At 72.4% G+C, this 22,219-nt stretch carries 24 protein-coding genes; 9 read left to right on the plus strand and 15 right to left on the minus strand.

Annotated features, from left to right (window positions below; all coding sequences use genetic code 11):
- Positions 1-90 precede the first annotated feature (90 nt).
- Complete coding sequence (locus LVO85_RS00245) at positions 91-1,050, plus strand: LLM class flavin-dependent oxidoreductase (protein ID WP_232745318.1); 960 nt, start codon at positions 91-93, stop codon at positions 1,048-1,050.
- 12 nt (positions 1,051-1,062) lie between these two features.
- Here the strand turns inward: LVO85_RS00245 and LVO85_RS00250 are convergent, their stop codons facing one another.
- The 4 genes from LVO85_RS00250 to LVO85_RS00265 form a co-directional block, all read right to left on the minus strand.
- Positions 1,063-1,533, minus strand: a complete 471-nt coding sequence (locus tag LVO85_RS00250; RefSeq protein ID WP_232745319.1) for a GyrI-like domain-containing protein — start codon at positions 1,531-1,533, stop codon at positions 1,063-1,065.
- A gap of 9 nt (positions 1,534-1,542) precedes the next feature.
- Positions 1,543-1,842 (minus strand): ATP-binding protein, encoded by a 300-nt coding sequence (locus LVO85_RS00255; protein ID WP_232745320.1) that lies wholly within the window; start codon positions 1,840-1,842, stop codon positions 1,543-1,545.
- A 64-nt stretch (positions 1,843-1,906) separates the two neighbouring features.
- The gene (locus tag LVO85_RS00260; protein WP_232745321.1) at positions 1,907-2,698 is read right to left on the minus strand and encodes an SDR family NAD(P)-dependent oxidoreductase; all 792 of its coding nucleotides are present in this window, start codon (positions 2,696-2,698) and stop codon (positions 1,907-1,909) included.
- A gap of 57 nt (positions 2,699-2,755) precedes the next feature.
- Positions 2,756-3,154, minus strand: a complete 399-nt coding sequence (locus tag LVO85_RS00265; RefSeq protein ID WP_232745322.1) for a hypothetical protein — start codon at positions 3,152-3,154, stop codon at positions 2,756-2,758.
- 117 nt (positions 3,155-3,271) lie between these two features.
- On the opposite strand from LVO85_RS00265, the gene LVO85_RS00270 reads away from it, so the two are divergent.
- Positions 3,272-3,766 (plus strand): nucleoside deaminase, encoded by a 495-nt coding sequence (locus LVO85_RS00270; RefSeq protein ID WP_232745323.1) that lies wholly within the window; start codon positions 3,272-3,274, stop codon positions 3,764-3,766.
- A gap of 29 nt (positions 3,767-3,795) precedes the next feature.
- On the opposite strand, the gene LVO85_RS00275 is transcribed toward LVO85_RS00270, so the two are convergent.
- On the minus strand, positions 3,796-5,886 hold the full coding sequence (locus LVO85_RS00275) for a RecQ family ATP-dependent DNA helicase (protein WP_232745324.1): 2,091 nt from the start codon (positions 5,884-5,886) through the stop codon (positions 3,796-3,798).
- Positions 5,887-6,002: 116 nt separating this feature from the next.
- Here LVO85_RS00275 and LVO85_RS00280 point away from each other — a divergent pair, with 116 nt between their 5' ends.
- From LVO85_RS00280 to LVO85_RS00290, 3 genes are all read left to right on the plus strand, one after another.
- A complete protein-coding gene (locus LVO85_RS00280) occupies positions 6,003-6,713 on the plus strand; it encodes an HAD family hydrolase (protein WP_232745326.1) in 711 nt (236 codons plus the stop codon).
- Between the two features lies 1 nt (position 6,714).
- The gene (locus LVO85_RS00285; RefSeq protein ID WP_232745327.1) at positions 6,715-9,258 is read left to right on the plus strand and encodes a glycoside hydrolase family 65 protein; all 2,544 of its coding nucleotides are present in this window, start codon (positions 6,715-6,717) and stop codon (positions 9,256-9,258) included.
- A 93-nt stretch (positions 9,259-9,351) separates the two neighbouring features.
- Positions 9,352-9,825 (plus strand): hypothetical protein, encoded by a 474-nt coding sequence (locus LVO85_RS00290; RefSeq protein WP_232745329.1) that lies wholly within the window; start codon positions 9,352-9,354, stop codon positions 9,823-9,825.
- Between the two features lie 4 nt (positions 9,826-9,829).
- Here the strand turns inward: LVO85_RS00290 and LVO85_RS00295 are convergent, their stop codons facing one another.
- On the minus strand, positions 9,830-10,222 hold the full coding sequence (locus LVO85_RS00295) for an MmcQ/YjbR family DNA-binding protein (RefSeq protein WP_232745330.1): 393 nt from the start codon (positions 10,220-10,222) through the stop codon (positions 9,830-9,832).
- A gap of 103 nt (positions 10,223-10,325) precedes the next feature.
- Between LVO85_RS00295 and LVO85_RS00300 the strand changes: the two genes are divergently transcribed.
- Positions 10,326-10,904 carry a YdeI/OmpD-associated family protein gene (locus tag LVO85_RS00300; protein ID WP_232745333.1) on the plus strand — a complete coding sequence of 193 codons (579 nt, stop codon included), beginning with the start codon at positions 10,326-10,328 and terminating at the stop codon, positions 10,902-10,904.
- A gap of 56 nt (positions 10,905-10,960) precedes the next feature.
- On the opposite strand, the gene LVO85_RS00305 is transcribed toward LVO85_RS00300, so the two are convergent.
- Positions 10,961-11,344 carry a LysM peptidoglycan-binding domain-containing protein gene (locus tag LVO85_RS00305; RefSeq protein ID WP_232745334.1) on the minus strand — a complete coding sequence of 128 codons (384 nt, stop codon included), beginning with the start codon at positions 11,342-11,344 and terminating at the stop codon, positions 10,961-10,963.
- Between the two features lie 206 nt (positions 11,345-11,550).
- On the opposite strand from LVO85_RS00305, the gene lexA reads away from it, so the two are divergent.
- A complete protein-coding gene (gene lexA / locus LVO85_RS00310) occupies positions 11,551-12,273 on the plus strand; it encodes a transcriptional repressor LexA (RefSeq protein WP_232746157.1) in 723 nt (240 codons plus the stop codon).
- A gap of 49 nt (positions 12,274-12,322) precedes the next feature.
- On the opposite strand, the gene LVO85_RS00315 is transcribed toward lexA, so the two are convergent.
- The 4 genes from LVO85_RS00315 to LVO85_RS00330 all read right to left on the minus strand — a co-directional run bounded on the left by LVO85_RS00315 (position 12,323) and on the right by LVO85_RS00330 (position 15,921).
- Complete coding sequence (locus LVO85_RS00315; protein ID WP_232745335.1) at positions 12,323-13,186, minus strand: Sir2 family NAD-dependent protein deacetylase; 864 nt, start codon at positions 13,184-13,186, stop codon at positions 12,323-12,325.
- A gap of 34 nt (positions 13,187-13,220) precedes the next feature.
- Complete coding sequence (locus LVO85_RS00320; RefSeq protein WP_232745336.1) at positions 13,221-13,949, minus strand: response regulator transcription factor; 729 nt, start codon at positions 13,947-13,949, stop codon at positions 13,221-13,223.
- A 108-nt stretch (positions 13,950-14,057) separates the two neighbouring features.
- Positions 14,058-15,131 carry an aminotransferase class V-fold PLP-dependent enzyme gene (locus LVO85_RS00325; RefSeq protein WP_232745338.1) on the minus strand — a complete coding sequence of 358 codons (1,074 nt, stop codon included), beginning with the start codon at positions 15,129-15,131 and terminating at the stop codon, positions 14,058-14,060.
- 73 nt (positions 15,132-15,204) lie between these two features.
- Positions 15,205-15,921: an AIM24 family protein gene (locus LVO85_RS00330; protein WP_232745340.1), complete on the minus strand. Its 717-nt coding sequence runs from the start codon at positions 15,919-15,921 to the stop codon at positions 15,205-15,207.
- Positions 15,922-16,015: 94 nt separating this feature from the next.
- On the opposite strand from LVO85_RS00330, the gene LVO85_RS00335 reads away from it, so the two are divergent.
- Positions 16,016-16,444 carry a hypothetical protein gene (locus tag LVO85_RS00335; RefSeq protein WP_232745342.1) on the plus strand — a complete coding sequence of 143 codons (429 nt, stop codon included), beginning with the start codon at positions 16,016-16,018 and terminating at the stop codon, positions 16,442-16,444.
- 30 nt (positions 16,445-16,474) lie between these two features.
- Positions 16,475-17,398: a LysR family transcriptional regulator gene (locus LVO85_RS00340; protein ID WP_232745345.1), complete on the plus strand. Its 924-nt coding sequence runs from the start codon at positions 16,475-16,477 to the stop codon at positions 17,396-17,398.
- Between the two features lie 21 nt (positions 17,399-17,419).
- On the opposite strand, the gene LVO85_RS00345 is transcribed toward LVO85_RS00340, so the two are convergent.
- The 4 genes from LVO85_RS00345 to LVO85_RS00360 form a co-directional block, all read right to left on the minus strand.
- The gene (locus LVO85_RS00345) at positions 17,420-17,884 is read right to left on the minus strand and encodes a hypothetical protein (protein ID WP_232745346.1); all 465 of its coding nucleotides are present in this window, start codon (positions 17,882-17,884) and stop codon (positions 17,420-17,422) included.
- A gap of 89 nt (positions 17,885-17,973) precedes the next feature.
- Positions 17,974-20,349, minus strand: coding sequence for a DNA internalization-related competence protein ComEC/Rec2 (locus LVO85_RS00350; protein ID WP_232745348.1), 2,376 nt, complete (start codon positions 20,347-20,349; stop codon positions 17,974-17,976).
- Entirely contained in the window at positions 20,346-21,236 is an 891-nt protein-coding gene (locus LVO85_RS00355; protein WP_232745349.1) for a helix-hairpin-helix domain-containing protein, read from the minus strand. The genes LVO85_RS00350 and LVO85_RS00355 overlap by 4 nt, the downstream gene beginning before the upstream one ends.
- A 105-nt stretch (positions 21,237-21,341) precedes the next feature.
- On the minus strand, positions 21,342-22,205 hold the full coding sequence (locus LVO85_RS00360) for a DegV family protein (RefSeq protein WP_232745351.1): 864 nt from the start codon (positions 22,203-22,205) through the stop codon (positions 21,342-21,344).
- Positions 22,206-22,219: the final 14 nt, after the last annotated feature.

A 22,219-nucleotide genomic window follows, 5' to 3' on the forward strand; every position in this document is an offset into this window, starting at 1 on the left:
TCACCCGGCAGCGGAGTTGGAACCGGTATGCCGTCCGCTCACCACCGCATACCGCTGTCCGTCCTCGACCTCGCGCCACGCTCTCAGGGCATGTCACCGCAGGAGGCGCTGCGGGCCTCCCGGCAGCTGGCGCAGGACGCCGACCGCTGGGGCTACCACCGCTACTGGATGGCGGAGCACCACGGCACCCCGACCTTCCTGTCGTCGGCCACCTCGCTGCTGCTGGGCCACCTGGCCGAGCACACGGACCGGATCCGCCTCGGCTCCGGTGGGGTCATGCTGCCGAACCACTCCCCCCTCATGGTGGCGGAGTACTACGGCACGCTGGCCACCCTCTACGGCGACCGCTTCGACCTCGGCCTGGGACGGGCGCCCGGCACCGACCCGGTGACCGCGGCAGCGCTGTCGCGGGGCAGCGGCTCCCTGGACACCTTCGCCCAGGACGTGGCCGACCTGGCTGCCTACCTCGGCGACCCACGGCCGGGCACACGGGTCCGCGCCCTGCCGGGTGAGGGCACCCACGTGCCGCTGTGGATGCTCGGCTCGTCCACCGGTGGCGCTCAGGTCGCCGGTGCGCTCGGACTCCCCTTCGCCTTCGCCTCGCACTTCGCGCCGCAGCAGATCAGGGAGGCCATCGCGACCTACCGCGACCGATTCCGTGCCGACGCCCCGACCGCGCAGGTCGAGCGCCCCACGCTGATGGCCGGCATCAACGTGCTGGCTGCCCCCTCCACCCTCGAGGCGCGCCACCTCTTCACCACGCAGCAGCTCATGGGCGTCCGCATCCGCACCGGGCAGCCGGCGCTGCTGGACCCACCGGTCGACGACCTCGCCGCCGTGCTGCCCGAGCAGCTGCTCGCGCTCACCCGTGGCCACGAGGCCGTGCAGGCCGTCGGGACGCCGGAGGAGGTGGTCGCGCACCTCGAGCGGTTCGTCGCGAGCTACGAGGTCGACGAGCTGATCGTCACCACCTACACGCACGACCCCGCCATGCGCCGACGCTCCTACGAGATGCTCGCCGAGGCCTGGACGCTGCCGCAGGCGGTCTGACCGCCCGGCCGTTCAGTCGGCGAGGCGCCAGTTGAGCTCCGTCTGCATGGCGGTGGGGTCCGCGTCCGGGGTGGGCTCGGTCAGGTAGACCTCCCACATGGGTCCCCCGGGCGAGGCCCCCTGATGCAGGATCCAGGAGGCCAGACGCCCCCAGGACTCCCCCAGCGTCTCGTAGGAGCCGGTGTGCACGACCCGCGCGACCCGTCCTTCCGGCAGCATGCTCGCGTGTGCCTCACCGTCGGTCTCGATGAGCCGGTCGGTGCGGAAGCCGACCTCCAGCTCGACCGTGTCGGTCGGTTCGGCGAGGTAGAGGCCGAACGGTGGCCCGACCATCGTCACGCCCTGCTCCCCGAGGACCCGCCCCAGGGTGTGGAAGGAGCTGTCGTAGAAGTCGGTCAGCTCGGTCATGGGCACGGTGCCGTGCACCACCGCGGTGGTCACCGACTCCACGGTCACGATCTCCGGTTCGTCCTGCTGGGTCATGTCGCCTTCTCACGGTCGAGGCGCGGGCTGCGACGCCCCCGCCTGCTGGAGCCCGGTGAGCCGCGCCACCGAGCAGATGCGGCAGGTCATCAGACAGCTGTCCTTCTGGCCGGCGGAGCGGTCGTGCCCGTGACTCACCCTCGTCCGTCTGCCGAACAGGGCGTCGGCCTCGTCGAAGAGCAGCGCGCTCCCGCGGCGTCCGGCCCCGACGGACGTGGCGGCGAGGTTCTTCTCCGTCTCGCCGATGGAGGTGGAGGCGACCGGACCCAGCCCCCGCCCCGTGCAGGCACACCCCGGGAGCTCGGTCATCGCGCCTCCTCCTCAGTGGCCCGTCCCCTCGACCGTAGACCTGCCACGACACCGCGGACAAGGGTCAGTCGACCGGTGCCTGGACCCGCTTCATGATCCGCGGCACGAGCGAGCGCGGCACGAGGCGCGGGAGCACCGTCGTCACCTTGTTGACCGCACCGGGCACGATCCGCACGGTGCCGCGCTCGACTCCCCGCACCGCGGCGGTCGCCACGGTCGCCGCGTCCATGACTTGCGTGCCGCCCTCGAGCAGCTGGGAGCGGTGCAGCGCAGCAGCGTCCTGGAACCCGGTCGCCACCGGCCCCGGGCACAGCACCGAGACCCGCACCCCGCTGCCCCGCACCTCCTCGGCCAGCGCCTCGGACAGGGACAGCACGTAGGCCTTGGATGCGTAGTAGACCGCCATGAGCGGTCCCGGCAGGAACGCCGCCGTCGAGGCGACGTTGAGCACGGTGCCGTGCCCACGGGCCAGCATGCCCGGCAGCAGGGCCCGCGTCAGGGCCGTGAGTGCCCCGACGTTGAGCTGCACCATCGTCTCCAGCTTGGCCGGGTCGGCGTCGGCGAACGCCGAGAAGTCTCCCAGGCCGGCGTTGTTGACGAGCACGTCCACCACCAGCCCGCGACCGGCCACCTCGACGGCCAGCGCGTCGGCGGCCCCGGGCACCGCCAGGTCGGCGACGACGACCTCGGTCCGTATGCCGTGCCGCTCCCGGAGTCCGGTCGCGAGCGCCTGCAGCGCCTCCTCACGGCGCGCGACGAGCACCAGCGTGCACCCGCGAGCGGCCAGCTCCTCGGCGATGGCCTCACCGATGCCGCTGGACGCGCCGGTGATCAGGGCCGTGGCTCGTAAGTCCATGCCGCCAGTGTCGGCGACGCACCCTGCGGGCGAAGCACCGGGTGTCACCCCGGCCGCTCACCAGGTCAGCCCGTGCCTGGCCAGCTCGCACTCCGCCTGGATCCGGTCCACCCCGCTCAGCGGGCGCTGGGGTGGCGGCGGCAGCCCCAGGGCCAGGCAGCACTCGCACAGCACGTCGTCGTAGGCCAGGCTGATTGCCCGCAGCCGCTGGGCCTTGGCAGGCGGCTCGGAGCACTCGACGCGGCGGTACTCCCGCTCCAGACGGTGCAGGTCTGCGACCAGCCGCTCGAGGCTCGGCCGCTCGCGTGGCAGCCCGGGCACCCGCTGGGCGCTGTCACCGGGGCGGGCGGCGCGGGTGGGCCGTCGCGACCTCCGTGCCTGCATCACCTTGTCGCCGCCCCACATGATCACGGGGGACAGCAGGCACAGCCCCCAGATCGTCAACAGTGGGTCCATCACGGTGCTCCCTGGCCGACCCCGCACGACGGGGACTCCTCTGTCCCACGCGGGTCATCTCCATGATCCCCCGATGCAGGTGAGCCTGTCGAGACCGCCCGCGAGTAGCCTCGGCGTATGGGTGCGGACGACCCGACGCAGCGCGACGCGCACTTCCTCGACCAGGCCATCTCGCTGGCGCGTGCCAACGTGCCCGACGGAGGCGGCCCGTTCGGCGCCGTCGTGGTGGACCCTGCCCGCGGGATGCTGGCCTGGGGCGTCAACCGCGTCACGGCCACCTGTGACCCCACGGCACATGCTGAGGTCGAGGCGCTCAGGGCTGCTGCTCACGAGGTCGGCGACTTCTCGCTGGCGGGGTGCACGCTCTACGCGTCGTGCGAGCCGTGCCCGATGTGCCTCGCCGCGTCGCTGTGGGCCAGGGTCGACAGGGTCGTGTATGCCGCGGGGCGGCTCGACGCCGCGCGTGCGGGCTTCGACGACTCCAGCTTCCACCGTCTCCTGGTCACCGACGACTCCGCCGTCTGGCCGCTGGCGCGCCGACAGCTCACCCGCCCGCAGGCCGGCGCCCCTTTCGAGGACTGGACGCGCTTCGCCGGTGCAGTTCCGTACTGACGTGCGCGGCCGCTCGCCGTCCCACCTGCTCAGCCCTGCGTCGCGAGAGCCATCGGCAGCACCGCGGGAGCCCCGGCGCGGCGCAGCGCCCGGGCGGCCACCGTCATGGTCCACCGTGAGTCGACGAGGTCGTCGACCAGGAGCACCGGCCCGCGCACCGCGTCCATCTGTGCGGCCAGGTCGGGACCGACGACCAGCCGGTCCCACACACCCGCCAGCCGGAAGGCGCTGTTGCCCCCCGACTCCCCCACCGGTCCGCCGTCGACCGGGTCGAGCGCACCCAGCAGCGGCAGCCGGCCGATCCGGCTGATCTGCTCGGCGAGCGAGCCGATCAGGACGGGTCGGGCGCGTGAGGGGACCGAGACGATGCCGACCGGTCGCTGCGCCCAGTCCCACTGGGCGAGCACCTGCACACAGGCACGCACCACGTCGTCGGGCACCGGGGCGTCCTCGCGCAGCAGGCCGCGCAGCCGTTGACCCCAGCCCAGGTCGCTCAGGCGTGCCAGCACCCTCCCGGGCTCGGCGACCTCCTCCGCCGGGATCCTGCCCTTGACGTCCACCCCCAGCCGCGGCATGCCAGTTGGCCAGGCGGCACGCGGGTCCAGTCGCACACCTACCCCGCCGAGGCGCTGCCGGGCGGTCTCCTGCGCCTGCTCCGGGATGTCGGTCGGGTAGAACGGACCGACGCAGACGTCGCAGCGCCCGCACGGCTGCGCGCTCGGGTCGTCGAGGCACTCCTGCAGGAAGGCCATGCGACAGGTCGTGGCCGTCTCGTAGTCGAGCATGAGCTGCGCCTCCCGCTGCCGTGCCTCGGCCACCCGGGTGTAGCGCTCCCGGTCGTAGGTCCACGGCTGCCCGGTGGAGATCCAGCCCCCGGACACCTTGTCGACCGCGCCGTCGACGTCGAGCACCTTGAGCAGCAGCTCGAGCCGGGTGCGACGCACGTCCACCATCGTCTCCAGCGCCGGCGTGGACAGGGGCCGCCCTGCCTCGGCGAGGGCGGTCAGCACGGCGTCGGCATGGTCCTGGCGGGGCATCCCGGCCGTGGCGAAGTAGGACCAGATGTCGCGGTCCTCCGAGCCCGGCAGCAGGAGCACGTCGGCCCGTTCGGTGGCTCGTCCGGCACGCCCGACCTGCTGGTAGTAGGCCACCGGGGACGACGGCGCCCCCAGGTGCACCACGAAGCCCAGGTCAGGCTTGTCGAAGCCCATGCCGAGTGCGCTGGTCGCGACGAGCGCCTTGACGCGGTTGTGCCGCAGCGCCTCCTCCAGTCCCTGCCGCTCCTCGGGATCGGTCCGACCGGTGTACGAGGCCACCTCGGCGCCCACGGAGCGCAACGCCTCGGCGACGTCCTCGGCGGCCGAGACGGTCAGACAGTAGATGATGCCGCTGCCGGGCAGGTCGTCGAGATGGGCGACCAGCCAGCCGATGCGCTGCTCAGGGGTCAGTCTCGGCAGCACCCCCAGTCGCAAGGAGGCCCTCGCGAGCGGCCCCCGGACGGTGCGCACGGCAGCACCCCCCACCCCGAGCTGCTCGGCGACGTCCTCCACCACGCGCGCGTTGGCGGTCGCGGTGGTGGCCAGCACCGGGGTGCCCTGGGGCAGCTCGCCCAGCAGCGAGCGGATGCGCCGGTAGTCGGGCCGGAAGTCGTGCCCCCAGTCGCTGATGCAGTGCGCCTCGTCGACGACGAGCAGCCCGCACCGTCTGGCCAGGTCGGGCAGCTGCTCGTCGCGGAAGCGTGGGTTGTTCAGCCGCTCCGGGCTGACGAGCAGGACGTCCACCTCGTCGGCGGCGAGTGCGGCCCGCACCTGGTCCCAGTCGGTCGCGTTGGCGGAGTTCATCGTCACCGCGCGCACCCCGGCACGCTCGGCAGCGGCGATCTGGTCGCGCATGAGGGCCAGCAGCGGCGAGACGATCACGGTCGGCCCGGCCCCCTCCGCCCTGCGCAGCGCCGTCGCCACGAAGTAGACCGCGGACTTGCCCCACCCGGTCCGCTGCACGACCAGGACCCGCGACCGGTCGTCCACGAGCGCCTGCACCGCCTCGAACTGGCCGTCACGGAAGTCTGCGTCGTCCCGGCCGACGAGCGTGCGGAGTGCCTTCAGCGCTGCGTCTCTCATGGGCCCCACGCTAGGCGCTGTCACCGACGGACCCGTCCGCTCACGGCATACCTGTGGGTCGCCCGGCCGCTTCGGATGTCCTGGGGACCGGTGATGAGGCCCTAGGCTGGTCAACCGTGAAGTGGGACGACTACGACGCTGCCCTGTTCGACCTCGACGGGGTGCTGACCCCGACCGCCGAGGTGCACATGCGCGCCTGGGCCCAGATGTTCGGTGAGTTCCTCGCCGGACACCCCGGCCAACCTGCCTACACCGACCAGGACTACTTCGACCACGTCGACGGCAAGCCCCGCTACGAGGGCGTGGCCGACTTCCTCGCCTCCCGTGGGCTCGAGCTGCCGACGGGCGAGCCCGCTGACCCGCCGGACGCGGAGACGGTCTGCGGGCTCGGTAACCGCAAGAACGCGCTGTTCACCGCTGTGCTCGAGGAGGGCGGCATCGAGCCCTACCCCGGCTCGCTGCAGCTCGTCGACCACCTGGAGACGATCGGCGTCGCGATGGCCGTGGTCTCCTCGTCCAAGAACGCCCCGGACGTCCTGCGCGTCGCCGGGATCGCCGACCGCTTCACCGTCGTCGTGCACGGCGGGGTCGCCGCCGAGCAGGGCCTGCCGGGCAAGCCTGCGCACGACACCTACACGTATGCCGCGCAGCAGCTCGGCGTCCCCACCACGGCCTGCGTCGTCTTCGAGGACGCCGTCTCCGGCGTCCAGGCCGGTGCAGCGGGTGACTTCGGTCTCGTCGTCGGCGTCGACCGCGGGGCCGGGCACGACATCCTCACCTCGCACGGCGCCGAGGTCGTCGTGTCCGATCTCGCGGAGCTGATCTGACATGGGCCACAAGTACCCGTCACCCCACATCCCGCCCCCCTCGGTCGACCCGCTGGACCGCACCCGGTTCCCGGTCGACGAGTGGCGCCTCGTGGAGACCGCCTACAACCGCGACGACCTCGGGACGACCGAGACCCTGTTCACCGTCGCCAACGGCTACTTCGGGATGCGCGGCAACCCGGAGGAGGGCCGGGACAGCCACAAGCACGGCACCTACGTCAACGGCTTCCACGAGACCTGGCCGATCCGGCACGCGGAGGAGGCCTACGGGCTCGCCCGGGTGGGGCAGACCCTGGTCAACGCTCCTGACCCCAAGGTGCTCAAGGTCTACGTCGAGGACGAGCCGCTGCTGCTCGACATCGCCGACCTGGAGCGGTACGAGCGGGCGGTCGACTTCCGCGACGGCATCCTGCGCCGCGAGCTCGTCTGGTGCACCAGCGCCGGCAAACGGGTCAGGATCAGCACCACCCGGATGGCGAGCGCCCGGGCACGGCACCTGGCCGTGATGACCCTGGACATCGAGATGCTCGACGGCGACGCGCCGGTCGTGGTCTCCTCCCAGCTGCTCAACCGCCAGGACGGCGGCGACGAGTACCACGTGCGCGCCGCCGCCATGGGCGAGGGCGTCGACCCGCGCAGGGCGGAGGGCTTCGACCGCCGTGTCCTGGAGCCCCAGGTGCACGCGGCGGACGGGGACCGGCTGCTGCTCGGCTACCGCTGCTACGAGTCGCGCATGACGATCGCCGTGGCCGCCCACCACCGCATCGAGACCGACAACTACCTCACCGAGGAGCTGACGGCCGACGCCGACATGGCCAAGCACGTCTTCCACATCAACGCCAAGCAAGGCCGGCCCGTCCGGCTCGAGAAGCTCGTGGCCATCCACACCTCGCGCGGGGTGCCGGTGCGCGAGCTGGCCGACCGCTGCCGGCGCACCCTGGACCGCGCCGTCGGACGGGGTGTGGCGGCCCTGCACGAGGACCAGCGTGAGGAGCTCGACGAGTTCTGGCGGAACGCCGACGTCCGGATCGCCGGTCAGCCGGCCCTGCAGCAGGCCGTCCGCTGGAACCTCTTCCAGCTGGCCCAGGCGTCCATCCGGGCGGGGAGCCACGGCATCCCAGCCAAGGGCATGACCGGGTCGGGGTACGGCGGCCACTACTTCTGGGACACGGAGTGCTACGTGGTCCCCTTCCTGGTGTACACCAACCCTCAGGCGGCGCGGAACGCGCTGCGCTTCCGGCACAACATGCTCGAGGCGGCCTGCGACCGTGCAGGGGAGCTGGCCCAGCACGGCGCGCTGTACCCCTGGCGCACCATCAACGGCAAGGAGGCCTCGGCCTACTTCGCCGCCGGCACGGCGCAGTACCACATCAACGCCGACGTCGTGTATGCCCTGATGAAGTACGTGCGGGCCACCGGCGACTGCGACTTCATGCTGCGTGAGGGCATCGACATCCTGGTGGAGACGGCCCGGCTCTGGGCAGACCTGGGCTTCTGGCGTGGCACCAACGGGGACTCGACCTTCCACATCCATGGCGTGACGGGTCCGGACGAGTACACGACGGTCGTCAACGACAACCTCTTCACCAACGTGATGGCGCAGTTCAACCTGCGTGTCGCCGCTCGTGCCGTCGACGAGTTCTCCCGCACCCGGCCGGAGGAGTTCGCCCGGGCCGCCGCCCGCACGGGCCTGAAGTCCGGGGAAGCCGAGGAGTGGCGCCTGGCCGCCGAGGGCATGTTCATCCCGTACCACGAGGAGCTCAAGGTCCACCCGCAGGACCTCCACTTCCTCGAGCGGGAGATGTGGGACCTCGACCACACCCCCAACCACAAGCGCCCGCTGCTCCTGCACTACCACCCGTTGGTCATCTACCGCTTCCAGGTGCTCAAGCAGACGGACGTGGTGCTGGCGATGTACATGGCCGGTGACCAGTTCTCCGCCGAGGAGAAGCGCGCCAACTTCGAGTACTACGACCCGATCACCACGGGTGACTCGACCCTGTCCGCCGTGGTCCAGTCCATCGTGGCCGCCGAGGTGGGCTACTCCGAGCTGGCGCTGCGCTACTTCTACGCCGGCCTCTTCGTCGACCTCGACGACCGGCACGGCAACACCACCGACGGGGCGCACATCGCCTCGACCGGCGGGGTCTGGGCGGCCCTGGCCAGTGGGTTCGGCGGTATGCGTGACTACGACGCGCAGCTCACCTTCGACCCGCGGCTGCCGCAGGAGTGGGAGGGTCTGACCTGGCGGATGCAGTGGCAGGGCTCACACCTCGAGATCACCGTGACGCAGGAGGAGATCTGCTTCCAGGTGCTCTCGGGCGAGAAGGTGCAGCTGTCGGTGCGGGGCGAGCCGCTGACGGTGGGCAGCGAACCGCTGTCCGTCCGGCTCTCGGGGCACGGTCCGCGCCGCACCGGTGTGCTGACGTTGGAGCCTCTGCTCGGCGAGCGCCGCCCGGACGGCAGCACCATCAGCGCGATCGTCCCCCACTCGTGGAACGGCGACCAGGGGCCGCACCACCCCGGGGTCTACCCCGGAGCGTGAGCACGGACCGGCAGGTCACGATCAGGCAACCATGTCGTCGCCCGGCAGCACCTCGGTTCCCCATCAGCGGGTTCCTGTGGTGCCATAGAGCGCATGACCGAACCCACGGACAGCTCGGCCGCCGCCCCCCAGGGGGACGTGGCACTGCCCGCGCCAGCCGAGTCGGAGACCGACCGACTCGTGGCCCAGATCAGCGGAGCGGACGACCAGGTCGGCATGGCAGCCCTCTGGCGCGTCACGATGGGCTTGGAACACTGGTGGTTCATCGCGGTCGGCGAGCCGGGTGAGGAGTCGCCTGCTGCCGCGGAGATCGACGACCAGCTGATGCTCCTGAGCTTCACCGACAGCGAGCGAGCACGGCACTTCGCCGTGCAGCAGGGCATGATCGGCCCGCAGGACCACCTCAGCGCCATCGCCCTGCGTCCGGACGAGGTCGTGGAGGCGGCCGAGGAGTACCTCGCCGCAGGCATCGCCGGCCTGATGTTCGACCCCCACATCAGTGGCTACTTCATCCCCTCCGGCCAGCTGCCGGTGGTGCACCAGGCCGTGACCAGCCCCTCCGAGTAGCGGGTCACCTCCCGTCGAGGAGGGAGACCAGACGCCGTGGCGCGGTGCGCCGGTACGAGTCCTCGAGGAGCTCGGCCACCTCGGTCCAGTCGGCGTCCTCGGTGAGGTCCAGACCGACCCACCCTGACGGACCCAGGTAGGCCGGCACGAACGAGCGGCTCGCCTCCAGGAGCGCCTCTCGCTCCGACTCCTCCGGCAGCACCAGCACCGCCTGCCCGTGCTGCACCCACTCGTGGTCCACCCGCACCGCGCCGCCGTAGTAGGCGAACACCTTGCCCGTGTAGAACGTCGGCCGCCCGTGGGAGACCTTCTCCTTTGCCTCCGGGAGCGCCAGCGCCCGCTGCCGCACGCGCCGGAGCACCGGGTCTTCGTCGCTGAACATCCGCGGATGGGCCACGACAGCAGCCTAGACTCGGACGGTGACCTGGTGGCGGCACACCGACGCGGTGACGCGATGACCCCACCCCGCCGGCGCACCGCAGCGGACGACGCCCCCCCGGGTGCATCCGGAGACGCGCCAGGAGTGGCGCCAGTGGTTGGCCGAGCACCATGGCAGCGAGCGTGCCGCATGGCTGGTCTCGTGGCGCAGACCCACCGGCCGCGCGGCGGTCGGCTACGACGCGGCGGTCAGCGAGGCGCTCGCCTTCGGATGGGTGGACAGCGTCCAGCGCCGGGTGGACGAGCAACGCACCATGCTCTACTTCGCCCGCCGCTCGCCGGGCAGCGGCTGGTCCCGGCCGAACAAGCTCCGCATCGCTGCGCTGCAGCGGGACGGTCTGATGACGCCTGCGGGCCGGCGTGTGGTCGACGCCGCCGTCGCCGACGGCAGCTGGGCCATGCTGGACGACGTCGAGAACCTCCTCGTGCCCCCCGACCTGGCAGCGGCACTCGACGCCGTGCCCGGCGCCCGGGGCCACTGGTACCGCTTCCCGCCGTCTGCGCGCCGGGGGATCCTGGAGTGGATCGTGCAGGCCAGGCGTCCCGACACGCGAGCCCGGCGCATCGTGACCACCGCAGAGCAGGCCGGCCGCGGAGAACGAGCCAACCAGTGGACACCTCGGGACCAGCGGGGCGGCTGACCTGTCCTGTCACCCGCGCCGACCAGGCGGCCTCAGTGCGGTGGCGTGCCGCGGCGTCAGCGACTCGGGATCACCAGGGTCTGCCCGGCCTGCACGTGCCCGGTGTTCATGCCGTTCGCGCGCTGGATCTGCACCATCGCACGGTCCGGCGTCAGGTCGGGCAGGTGCGTGACCGCGATCTCCGACAGCGTCTGACCAGGCTGCACGACGATCTCGCTGCCGGCGTCGGCAGGCAGGACCGTCAGCAGGACTGCGCCAGCAGCGACCACGAGCGCGAGCAGGACGCCCAGCGTCCTGGTGAGACGCCCCCGGCGCGTCAGGCGGAGGGACGGGGCCGCCTCGGTGTCCGGAGCGGCGGGGACGAGGCGAAGGTGCCCTCGACGAGGCTGACCGCCCCAGGGCTGGGCGGTGGGGTCCTGAAGGGCCGCTGCTGCGCTCATCGTTCCTCCTCCGTTGGCACATGCGTTCGATCGCACGTCTGTCCACTTTGTAGCACGGATGTACGGCAATGTCGACACGCCGGTCGAACACATGTTTGTCCCGGGTGTCGCAAACTCGTACGATGTCTTCACGACAGGTATTCGAGCAGGCACCACCGACAGACCTGCTGACCTGGGGTTGTGTGACCGAGAGGGGTTGGGAGTCGATGGCCAAGGTCCATGAGCTGCCGGAGCGCGAGGGTGCGACCGAGCTGACTGCCCGTCAGCGGCGGGTGCTCGAGGTCATCCGCGACTCCGTCGACCAGCGGGGCTACCCGCCCAGCCTGCGCGAGATCGGCGAGGCGGTGGGACTGACCTCCCCCTCCTCGGTGGCGCACCAGCTCAAGATGCTGGAGCGCAAGGGCTACCTGCGACGTGACCCCCACCGGCCCCGGGCGATCGAGGTCGTGCTCCCGGGCGTGGGTGAAGGCGCACCGTCGGGCTACCGCCGTCACGTGGAGCCGGACACCGTCGATGCCGGCCCCGACGAGACCGGCGTCGGCGACGAGCGGCCCGCTGCCTCCTACGTGCCCGTCGTCGGCCGGATCGCCGCCGGCGGACCCATCCTGGCCGAGCAGGCCATCGAGGACGTCTTCCCGCTGCCCAAGCAGATCGTCGGCGACGGCGACCTCTTCCTGCTGCGCGTCGTGGGCGACTCCATGGTGGACGCCGCCATCTGCGACGGCGACTGGGTCGTCGTGCGGCGCCAGCCCACGGCCGACAACGGTGACATCGTCGCGGCGATGCTCGACAACGAGGCCACCGTGAAGACCTTCAAGCGCACGGCCACCAAGGTGTGGCTCATGCCCCACAACGAGGCCTACGACCCCATCGACGGCGAGGACGCGGTCATCCTCGGCAAGGTCACCGCGGTGCTGCGGCGGGTGTGACCTCGGAGAGCATCCGGTCGCCCTACGGCCCCGGTCGACCGCCTGCCCCTCACGCCTGCAGGTCCACCGTCAGCCGTGGCAGCACGTCCCCCAGCAGGGCGTCCAGGTGGACATCGGTCTCGCGGTGGCCGCGGGTGCCTCCACGGGTCACGACCGCCACCGGGACGCCCATGGCCGCGGCCCGGCGCACGAACCGGTAGCCGCTCATGACCTGCAGGGACGAGCCCAGGACCAGCAAGGACCGCGCCGACTCCACGAGCGCGAACGCCCGGTCGACCAGGGTCCGGTCGACGGCACCACCGAAGAACACCACGTCCGGCTTCAACCGGTCTCCCCCGCACTTCGGGCAGTGCACGAGGTGGAAGCCGGCCACCTGCGCCTCGCTGAGCACCACGTCGCCGTCGGGCCGCACCTCGTCGGTGTCCACCCGGAAGAGAGGGTTCGCAGCACGCAGCCAGGCGTGCATGAGCGCCCGCGGGTAGGTGCGTGAGCAGTCCAGACACACGACCCGCGCCAGGTTGCCGTGCAGCTCGAGGACGTCGGAGGCACCGGCGGCCTGGTGCAACCCGTCGACGTTCTGGGTGACGAGCCCACGCAGGGCTCCGGCGGCCTGCCACGCCGCGACGGCCTCGTGGGAGGCGTTGGGCCGGGCGGCGGCGAACCGCTCCCATCCGGAGAAGGCCCGCGACCAGTAGCGTCGTCGGCCGTCCGCCGAGCCGAGGAACTCGGAGTACTGCATGGGCTGCACCCTCCGCCGGCCGTCCGGACCGCGGTAGTCGGGGATGCCGGACGCGGTCGACATCCCGGCTCCGGTAAGGACGGTGACACCGCCCTGCTGCAGGAGCCCGCGCACTGCGGCATACCCCTGCTCGTCGACGGGGGTGCGAGGCGGAAGCGTGGTGACGCCGGTCACGGGAACAGGGTAGGTCAGCCGGCCGACGGTCGCCTCAGGCCGCAGGCTTGAGCAGGTATCCGGAGCCGCGCTTGGTGTGGATCATCGGGTCGCGGTCCAGGTCGATCTTGCGGCGCAGGTAGGAGATGTAGAGCTCCACCACGGATGTCGACCCGGAGAAGTCGTAGGGCCACACCCGGTCGAGGATCTGCGCCTTGGAGATGACGCGCCGGGGGTTGCGCATCATGAAGCGGAGCAGCTCGAACTCGGTCGCCGTCAGCGCGATCTCCACGCCCTCGCGGAAGACCTCACGGGTCTCCTCGTCGAGCTCCAGGTCACCGACCCTCATGGTCGGTGGCACGCTCTCCTCGACCAGTCCCAGCCGGCGCACCTGGGCACGCAGACGCGCGATCACCTCCTCGACCGAGAACGGCTTGGTGACGTAGTCGTCGGCCGCGCTGGACAGACCCTGGGCCTCCGCGTCGCCACCCGCAGGGACCAGGAAGAGCAGGGGCAGGTCCAGCCCGTCGGTGTGCAGCTTGCGGGCGACGTCCCGCACCCGTACGTCGGTCAGCGAGGTGTCCAGGACGACCAGGTCGGGTGCGAACTCGTGTGCTCGGCGCACGCCCTCGGCGCCGGTAGGGGCGCTCTGGACCTGCCAGCCCTCGTAGCGCAGGGCCTTGCTGATCAGCGCAGTGACAAAGGTCTCGCCCTCGATGACGAGGACGCGTAAGGGCCCCCCGTGGGCACAGGAACGGGCGGGCACTGCAGAGGGCGCGAGCATGGTCGCAGGTGAACTCGTTCCTCCCCCGAGGACGGCTGGATCGGCGCCATGATACCCGTCGGTAGCTCCGGGCGCGCAGGTCAGCGAGCGTGTCTGCGGCGCAGCGGCTCAGCGCAGGACGGGGGTGCCGGCGCTGACGCCCCGGACAGCCTGGGCCGCCAGGTCGACGTCGTCCTCGTCGTTCCAGAGGTGGAAGGCGATGCGCACGGACCCGGCCCGCGAGGCCACGCGTGCTCCCGCAGACTCCAGGGCTGCGCTCACCCGGCCGTCCACGTCGGGCACCGTCACGACGGGGCGCTGCTGGGCCGGGAGCCCCAGACGCTCACGCAGCCCGTCGGCGAGGGCCACGTCGTGGTCGCGCACCTGGGTGACCGGGAGCGCGGCGAACAGCTCGCCCGCCGGCACCGCCCCCACCCAGGACAGCCAGGCCGGCGAGACGTCGAAGCGTCGGGCATCCTGCGCCAGGTGCATTTCGGGGCCGTAGACCGAGTCCCAGACCGACTCCCCGGCATACCACCCTGCGTCGACCGGCACGAGGCGGTCGGCCACCTCGGGCCGCACGGTGAGGTAGGCGGTCCCCCGCGGCTGGCAGAGCCACTTGTAGGCCGAGCAGACCGTCAGGTCGAACCGGTCGGCATCGACCGGCATCCACCCTGCCGCCTGCGTGACGTCACAGAAGGTCATCGCCCCGTGCCGCCTCGCTGCCTCGAGGACGGCGTCGAGGTCGACCAGACAGCCGCAGGCACTCTGCGCCAGGCTGAACACGACCAGGTCGGTGCCGGTCGTCACGGCACCAGCCAGCTTCTCGCGCGGCACCTGGCGCACCCGGACCCCCCGCGGTGCCTGCACCAGGAACGGGAAGACGACCGAGGTGAAGTCCTCCGCGATGACGACCACCTCGGCCCCGTCGGGCAGGGACGCGGCGACCATGCCGGCGAAGACGGAGGTCTGCGAACCGACCGCGACGTGCCCGCGCGGCACGCCGACCAGGCGAGCGTATGCCGCGCGGGCTGCGCTCACGGCGTGGTCGTAGGCCACCGGACATCCCTCGCCGGCCTGCCACTGCAGGAGAGCCTCCTGCATCACCTCGACGGTCCTGACGGTCGGCAGCCCCATGGTGGCCGCGTTCAGGTAGCCGCGGCTCGGAGCGAAGGCGGCGCGGGCGTCGGCGAGCTCCTGCATACCTCCACGATGACGCAGGCCAGGCGATGACACAACGACACACTTCGTGTCGTTGTCCTCATGACGCGTTATGTCAGCTGAGCAACCCGCCCAGCCCCGACTGCTGCGAGGACTGCTGGTTGCCCTGCGGCACGTTCTCCGCAGGCTGGACGACGACATGGCCCTGGCCGGAGAACGCCATCTGGACCAGCTCGCCCGTGCCGCCACGCATGACCGAGCCCAGGCCCCCGGTGTCGATCTTGAGGTCCATGCGCACCCCCGCGGTCCAGAGCACCACGGCGTCCGCGTCGGCGAAGGTCGGAGCCGACGCGACGTCGAAGGCGACCGGCTCGCCCTTGGTCGTGATGGCGACGTAGCCGGTGCCGCGCAGCGAGACGTTGTAGAGGCCCCCCGTCGTCATCGCTCCGCGGGCCTGGATGCGGTGGATGTCCCAGTCGATCGAGGAGGAGAAGGCCAGCACGGAGCGGCCGTTCACCGAGATCTCGTCGTTCTCCAGGTAGAGCACCTGGATCTCCGAGGCGTGGTCGGCCAGGAAGAGCTCTCCGGACCCTTCGCAGGTCATGACCGAGACGCCCTCACCGGTGACCTTCGACTTGATGAGCTTGTTCAGACCACCGGAACCCCGGTTGGTGAACCGGACATCCCCCTGGTAGGCAACCATCGTCCCGCCCCGTGCCAGCACGGGCCCGTAGGCCATCGAGACCTTCAGCAGCTTCTTGTTCTGGAGGACGAACGGGTCCGTGGACGGGTTCTCCTGGTGGTCGCGGAACAACGATCCGTGCAGCGTCATGGCGGCACATCCCCTTTCGTGTCGGCTGTGGGGGCCACTATCCTCCGAAGAGGAGCGGGCGAACAGGCCCCTGATGCAGCGAGGAGCGACCGACATGGGATTTCTCGACAAGGCCAAGGCTGCTGCCACCGACCTGGCTCGTCAGGCCGACTCCGCGCTGACCCAGGCCACCCAGACCGGAGGTCAGGTCGAGACCGACCGTTACCTGCGCGACCTCGGGATCATCGCGTTCATGGAGCAGCAGGGCCGGGCCGTCGACGAGGACGCTCGCCGTCGCGCCCTGGACGCCCTGCGTGAGTTCGAGAGCCAGGGCCGGCTGGGCTCGCTGGCCCTGTCGAGCCCCCCGCCGCCGGCACCGGGCACCGTCGCGGCGCCGCCCCCACCGGGTGCCGCTGCGGCACCCCCGCCCCCGGGGGCCGGCACGGCACCCACCGAGCCCTCGCCGACCGGGTCCGGGCCCGACCAGGACGGGCCGCGCTCCGGCTACGGCACACCACCTCCTCCTCCGCCGCCCGGATTCTGATCCGCATCACCTCGGGTTATCCTTCGGGGTATGTTCGATGCTGCCGGGCTGCGTGTCATGCGAGCGATCGCCGACGAGGGCAGCTTCACCGCTGCCGCCCACTCCTTGGGCTACACCCAGCCCGCCATCTCGCAGATGGTGCGGAGGCTGGAGCAGCGGTCCGGCACCATCCTGGTCGAGCGCAACGGGCGCAGTGTCCGGCTGACCGAGGCCGGCGAGGTGCTGGCCCGCCATGCCGTCCACGTGCTGGCGGCGCTCGACAACGCCGAGGCGGAGGTGGCCGCCATCGCCGGCCTCCAGGCAGGTCGTGTGCGGCTCATGGCCTTCCCCTCCTCCTCCGCGACCCTGGTGCCCAAGGCGCTGGCCAAGGTCAAGGCCGACTACCCCGGCATCACGGTGCAGTTCTCGGAGGCTGAGCCTCCGGAGTCCCTGGCCGCGCTGCGCGAGGGCACCTGTGACCTCGCCGTGGCGTTCACCTACGACGGCACCGACGCGGGCCGGGGCGAGGACGACCTGCAGGGCCTGGTGGTCCTCGACGTGCTCACCGACCCCGTCATGGTCGCCCTCCCGGCGGACCACCGGCTGGCAGGTGCCGAGGTCGTCGAGCTCGACGACCTCGCGGACGAGCCGTGGATCGCCGGGTGTCCCCGGTGCCGAGGGCACCTGCTCTCCCTGGCGGGCAGCGCCGGCTTCCGTCCTGACGTGGCCTTCGAGACCGAGGACTACGTCGCTGTGCTCGGCCTGGTGGCAGCCGGCCTCGGGGTCGCCCTGGTGCCACGGCTGATCCTGCACTCGGTCACGCACCCCGACGTCGTGACCAGGCCGGTGCATCCTGGCTCCCGGCGGGCTGTCCAGGTCGTGACGACCCCCGACCTGCAGCGCGTGCCGGCGGTCAAGGCCACCCTCGACGCGCTGTGCGCCAGCGCCCGCGAGCTGGACACCGGCGACGCCTGACCGCGCCCGCGTCGGACCGGATCACCCCTGGCCGTGCCGGTGACCGTCGTGAGGTCCGTGATCGTCGTGATGCTCCTGGTCGTCGTGATGGTCGTGTCCGCCGTGATGCTGGTGCCCCGCGTGGTGCTCGTGACCGTCCTGCGGCCCGTCACCGTGCTCGTGCTCGTGCTCGGCCCCGCTCTGCATCTCCTCCTGCGCCTGTCCGGCGAACCGGGCCAGCTCCTCCCGCCGCTGCGCCGACGGCTCCTCCGAGGTGCCGAAGGTCGCACCCTCGGGCAGCTGGACGAGGTTGCCCCCCTCGGTGGCCGGCTCGCGCCGCTCTGTCCGAGCCCCCTTCCCGGCTGCCGACTCCGGCGCGTGTCGGCCCTCGCCGTGCACGACAGGCCCACCGGCCGGCCGTCCGATGTCCGTCCCGTCCTCGACGGACGGCTGTTGCGTGCTGTCCTGGTACTCCTGCGGCACGTCGCCGTCCTGCTGACCGGTCATGGGCCCGCCTCTCCTAGTCCGAGCCCGCCGGGTGGCCGAGCCCTCCTGTGTCACCTCAGCATCTTTGCCGTCTTTGGGCCAGCGCGCGCTCATCCACCCCGTGCGGCGACAGCCCACCCGTCGCCCGTCTCGACGACGGCGATGTCGCCGTCCAGGTCGGTGCGCAGGACCACCGCACCGGACCTGCGCAGCAGCGACAGCGCACTCGGCGCCGGATGGCCGAACGTGTTGTCGGCTCCGACGCCGATCATCGCGACCCGGGCGGCCAACCCCTGCACCAGAGCGGCGTCCTGGTCTGCGGAGCCGTGGTGGGCCACCTTGAGGACGTCCACCCGCTGGCCGGCCAGGAGCCGCCGTAGCCGGCCGGCGGCGAGCTCTTCGATGTCACCGGTGAAGAGCACCCGCGTGCGGCCGACGTCGACGTCGAGCACGAGGCTCGCGTCGTTGGCGCCCACGGTGGCGCCGAGCCCGCCGTCCGGCCAGAGCACCCGCGCCCGGACACCACCCCACTGCAGGAGGTCTCCTGCCACGACCTCGTGCACCGGCACACCCGCAGCGGCCAGCAGCTCCCGCGTGCGGTCGGCCTGCACCGGTGGGTCCCGGACCGACGTGACGTAGGCCGCGCCCACCGGCACGGCCTGGACCACTCCGGACACCCCGCCGACGTGGTCGGCGTGGAAGTGGCTGAGGACCAGGCCGTCGAGCCGGCGCACCCCCAGTCGACGCAGACAGGCCATGACCAGCTCCGGGTCGGCCCCTGCGTCGACGAGCACGGCGGACGAGGGCCCTGTCGGGACCACGAACGCGTCGCCCTGGCCGACGTCGCAGCCGGCCACCACCCATCCGCGCGGCGGCCATCCCGACGGGCCCGGCACCGGCAGCAGCACGGCCGCGAACAGCAGCAGGGCCGACCCGGCGGCATACGGGTGGCGGGCGCACTCCCACCGCAGCCGCGGACCGGCGAGGAGCAGCAGCACCGTCAGGCCGGTCAGCAGCCAGGCACCGGCCGGACCGTCGACCCAGTCGACCTGTCCCATCGGCACGGTCGCGCAGACCCGGGCGATGCGCCCGATCAGCCAGGCGGGCAGTGCACCGAGCCAGGCGACGAGGACGGCGCCGGGCAGCCACACCACCCCGACGACGGCCGCCGCGATGCCGGCGATCGTGGTGGGCGCCACCAACGGAGCGGCCAACAGGTTGGCGAGCACCGCGACGGTGCTGATGTTGCCCTGGAGCAGGACGATCACCGGCGCACACACGACCTGGGCAGCGAGGGGGATGGCGATGGCGTCACCCATCAGGGCGGCCCGGCGAGGCAACCGCCGGGCGATCGCATCACCCCAGGGGCGGGCGAAGACCACCAGGCCGAGGGTCGCCAGGGTCGACAGGGCGAAGCCGTAGGAGCGCGCCAGGGACGGGTCGACGCACAGCAGCACGACCACCGCGACGGCGAGCGCGGGCAGGCTCACCCGCCGCCGCGCCGCGCTCAGGGCGACGAGGCCCACGACCCCCATCGCCCCTGCTCTCAGGACACTGGGTTCGGGGCGGCACAGCACGACGAAGCCCACGAGCGCCACCAGGGCCAGCGGCGCGCGCCACCGGCGAGGCACCCCGGTCCAGCCGCAGAGCACGACGACCGCGCCGAGCACGATCGCCACGTTGCTGCCACTGACCGCCGACAGGTGGCTCATGCCGGTGTCGAGCATCGCGTCGGTGAGCTCGGGAGGGGTGAGCGAGGTGTCACCGATGACCAGTCCGGGGATGAGACCCCGGGCGTCGACGGGCAGCGGGTCGACCGCCGCACGCAGCCGTTCCCGCGCCGGCTCGGCCCAGCGCACCGACGGTGAGGGCGGGGACAGGGTCGCCGGCCCGTCCTGCGGGGAGAACACGGCCACGATGTCCCCGCCGGGCTCCCGCGACGGGGACAGCCGCCCGACGGTGCCGACCTGGGCATGCCAGCGCACGTCCTCCCATCCGGTGCCGGCCTCGGCAAGGACCAGGACGGGTGTGCGGGGGGTGCTTGTCCTCCCGCGGGCGGTGACCTGCTCGACGCGCAGCCGCAGCACGACCAGGTCGGCACGCTCGTCACTGTGCTGCACCACCCGCGGCTCGGTGAGCACCCGGCCGGTCACCTGCACGACGGCTCGCGTCTCCGCGAGCTCGAGGACGGGGCCGGCGCGGTCGATGCTGCCGTGACCCGCCGCGGCGAGCAGGACCAGCACGACGGTGACCGAGCCGAGCAGCACCTGCCCGCCCACCACGACCGCGGCCGGTCGCGCCAGCCTTCGCAGCGCCACGGCTGTGGCCGTGCCGACCACGACGGCGCCCCCGGCCCCGGCCAGCTGCCAGCGCGGTGGGTGAGGGAGCATCACGACGGCGGCCGCCCACGCGACCAGCGCCGGGATGAGCAGGCGCAGGTCCAGGCGACGGCAGGCCTCCGGCGCACCGTCCGCCGGTGCGCTCACGGGCCTGCCGTGACGTGCGGTCGCAAGGTCTCCAGCGTCTTCGGACCGATCCCGCTGACCTCCACCAGCTCGTCCACCGAGGAGAACCGTCCGTGGTCGGCGCGCCACTGCAGGATCGCCGCCGCCGTGACGGGGCCCACCCCCGGCAGCGACTCCAGCAGCCCCTGGTCTGCGCTGTTGAGGTCGACGACGGCGCTGACAGCCGCACCGTCGGCACCGGCGGTGGACGGTGCACCCGGTGCCTGCAGCGCGGACGGCCCGGTCACCTCGTCCGGCGCCTCCTCCCCGTGCACGGGCACCCAGACCCGCTCCCCGTCGGCGACCACGCGAGCCAGGTTGAGGCGGCCGAGGTCGGCGTCCTCGCGCGGACCGCCGGCCCGGTCGACGACGTCCTGGACCCGCGCGCCGGGCCGCACCTCGACGACTCCCGGCTCGGTGACGGCACCGATGACGTGCACCACCAGGTCGGCCACCGCAGGTGTGGTTGCGGTGGGTGAGGTGTCCGTCGGGACGGCGGTGGCCCCGGTCCCTCCGGGGAGTGCGGGGTCCGTGGAGCCGCCCTCGGGTCGCGTGGGCGCCTCCTGCCCCCCAGCACCTCCGGTGGGCGCCGTCGTCGCGACCGGCACGGGGGTGGGAGCCGCGGTCCGCTCGGCCCAGGCGACCCGGACCCCGAGCACGACAGCCACGGCGACCAGCACCGCCACCAGGCCTCCCACCGCCGCCGACGGCACCCGGACCTGAGCCGAGCGCAGCGCGGCCGGTAGGCGCAGGAGGGGCACCCCCTCACGGCGTCGGTGCCGGCCCTCGGGCACCTCACCGTCGACCTCGCCCGGGCCGACCCCGAGAGCCCCCAGCAGGCGCTCCATCCGGTCCTCGCCGTGTGCCATGACCGCACGCTAGGAACCCTCAGGACCCGGCAGCCTCGAGCGGGTCGAGCCTGTGGACGTGACGGCTCAGGCGCCGCGGTTGTGGAGGATCGAACGGGTGACCGGCTACGCGGGCGACACGACGACCGCCACGGTGCCTGGTCCGGTGTGCACCGAGAGCACCGCGTCGAGCTCGACCAGCTGGACCTCGCAGTCCGCTAGGGCCGCCGCCAGCCGGTCGGTGACCTCTGCGGCACGCTCGGCGAAGCCGAGGTGGTGCACCGCCACGGACACGTCGCGGCCCTGCTCCCGCAGCTCGCGTGCAGTCTGCACAGCCTGGGCCTCCAGCCTGGCCAGGGCCTTCCCGCGGGTGCGCACCTTCTCCCAGGGCTGCACCTGGCCGTCGCTGACCTGCAGCAGCGGCTTGATGGACAGGGCGCCACCGACCAGTGCCTGGGCGGCGCCGACCCGCCCGCCACGCCGGAGGTACTCCAAGGTGTCGACGTAGAACCAGGCGCAGGCCTGCGCGGCCCGGCGACGCACCACGTCGACCACCTCCTGGACCGTGCTCCCGGCGGCTGCGGCGTCGGCCCCCGAGCGCACGGCATACCCCATGGCCATCCCCAGGGTCCGGCTGTCCACCACCGTGACCCGCAACTCACCGGCCATCGTGGCCGCAGCGAGCTCTGCCGCCTCCAGGGTGCCGCTGATCCGGGAGGACAGGTGCACCGAGACGAGGTGGTCGGCCCCACGCCGGGCGGCGATCTCTCGGTAGTGCTGCACGAGCTCTCCGGGCGAGGGCCTGGACGTGCTCACCGTCTCCTTGCCCCGTCGCAGGAGCTCGGCGACCTCGCCGGGGGTGATGTCGACGCCCTCGGCGAAGGTGCGGCCACCGACGACCACGTGCAGCGGCACCACCTCGACCCCGTGCTCCTGCGCCATCGAGGCAGGCAGGCACGCGGTCGAGTCGGTGACGACGACAGTGCTCACGGCAGGGTCCCCTC

The organism is Ornithinimicrobium sediminis (assembly GCF_021272345.1).
Taxonomy (GTDB): Bacteria; Actinomycetota; Actinomycetes; order Actinomycetales; family Dermatophilaceae; genus Ornithinicoccus; species Ornithinicoccus sediminis_B.

Bases quoted from the DNA above. Each gene is read 5' to 3' on its own strand.
- LVO85_RS00245 (WP_232745318.1), top strand. From the start codon at position 91: ATGTCACCGCAGGAGGCGCTGCGGGCCTCCCGGCAGCTGGCGCAGGAC.
- LVO85_RS00250 (WP_232745319.1), bottom strand. From the start codon at position 1,533: ATGACCCAGCAGGACGAACCGGAGATCGTGACCGTGGAGTCGGTGACC.
- LVO85_RS00255 (WP_232745320.1), bottom strand. From the start codon at position 1,842: ATGACCGAGCTCCCGGGGTGTGCCTGCACGGGGCGGGGGCTGGGTCCG.
- LVO85_RS00260 (WP_232745321.1), bottom strand. From the start codon at position 2,698: ATGGACTTACGAGCCACGGCCCTGATCACCGGCGCGTCCAGCGGCATC.
- LVO85_RS00265 (WP_232745322.1), bottom strand. From the start codon at position 3,154: ATGGACCCACTGTTGACGATCTGGGGGCTGTGCCTGCTGTCCCCCGTG.
- LVO85_RS00270 (WP_232745323.1), top strand. From the start codon at position 3,272: ATGGGTGCGGACGACCCGACGCAGCGCGACGCGCACTTCCTCGACCAG.
- LVO85_RS00275 (WP_232745324.1), bottom strand. From the start codon at position 5,886: ATGAGAGACGCAGCGCTGAAGGCACTCCGCACGCTCGTCGGCCGGGAC.
- LVO85_RS00285 (WP_232745327.1), top strand. From the start codon at position 6,715: ATGGGCCACAAGTACCCGTCACCCCACATCCCGCCCCCCTCGGTCGAC.
- LVO85_RS00290 (WP_232745329.1), top strand. From the start codon at position 9,352: ATGACCGAACCCACGGACAGCTCGGCCGCCGCCCCCCAGGGGGACGTG.
- LVO85_RS00305 (WP_232745334.1), bottom strand. From the start codon at position 11,344: ATGAGCGCAGCAGCGGCCCTTCAGGACCCCACCGCCCAGCCCTGGGGC.
- lexA (WP_232746157.1), top strand. From the start codon at position 11,551: ATGGCCAAGGTCCATGAGCTGCCGGAGCGCGAGGGTGCGACCGAGCTG.
- LVO85_RS00320 (WP_232745336.1), bottom strand. From the start codon at position 13,949: ATGCTCGCGCCCTCTGCAGTGCCCGCCCGTTCCTGTGCCCACGGGGGG.
- LVO85_RS00325 (WP_232745338.1), bottom strand. From the start codon at position 15,131: ATGCAGGAGCTCGCCGACGCCCGCGCCGCCTTCGCTCCGAGCCGCGGC.
- LVO85_RS00330 (WP_232745340.1), bottom strand. From the start codon at position 15,921: ATGACGCTGCACGGATCGTTGTTCCGCGACCACCAGGAGAACCCGTCC.
- LVO85_RS00335 (WP_232745342.1), top strand. From the start codon at position 16,016: ATGGGATTTCTCGACAAGGCCAAGGCTGCTGCCACCGACCTGGCTCGT.
- LVO85_RS00340 (WP_232745345.1), top strand. From the start codon at position 16,475: ATGTTCGATGCTGCCGGGCTGCGTGTCATGCGAGCGATCGCCGACGAG.
- LVO85_RS00345 (WP_232745346.1), bottom strand. From the start codon at position 17,884: ATGACCGGTCAGCAGGACGGCGACGTGCCGCAGGAGTACCAGGACAGC.
- LVO85_RS00355 (WP_232745349.1), bottom strand. From the start codon at position 21,236: ATGGCACACGGCGAGGACCGGATGGAGCGCCTGCTGGGGGCTCTCGGG.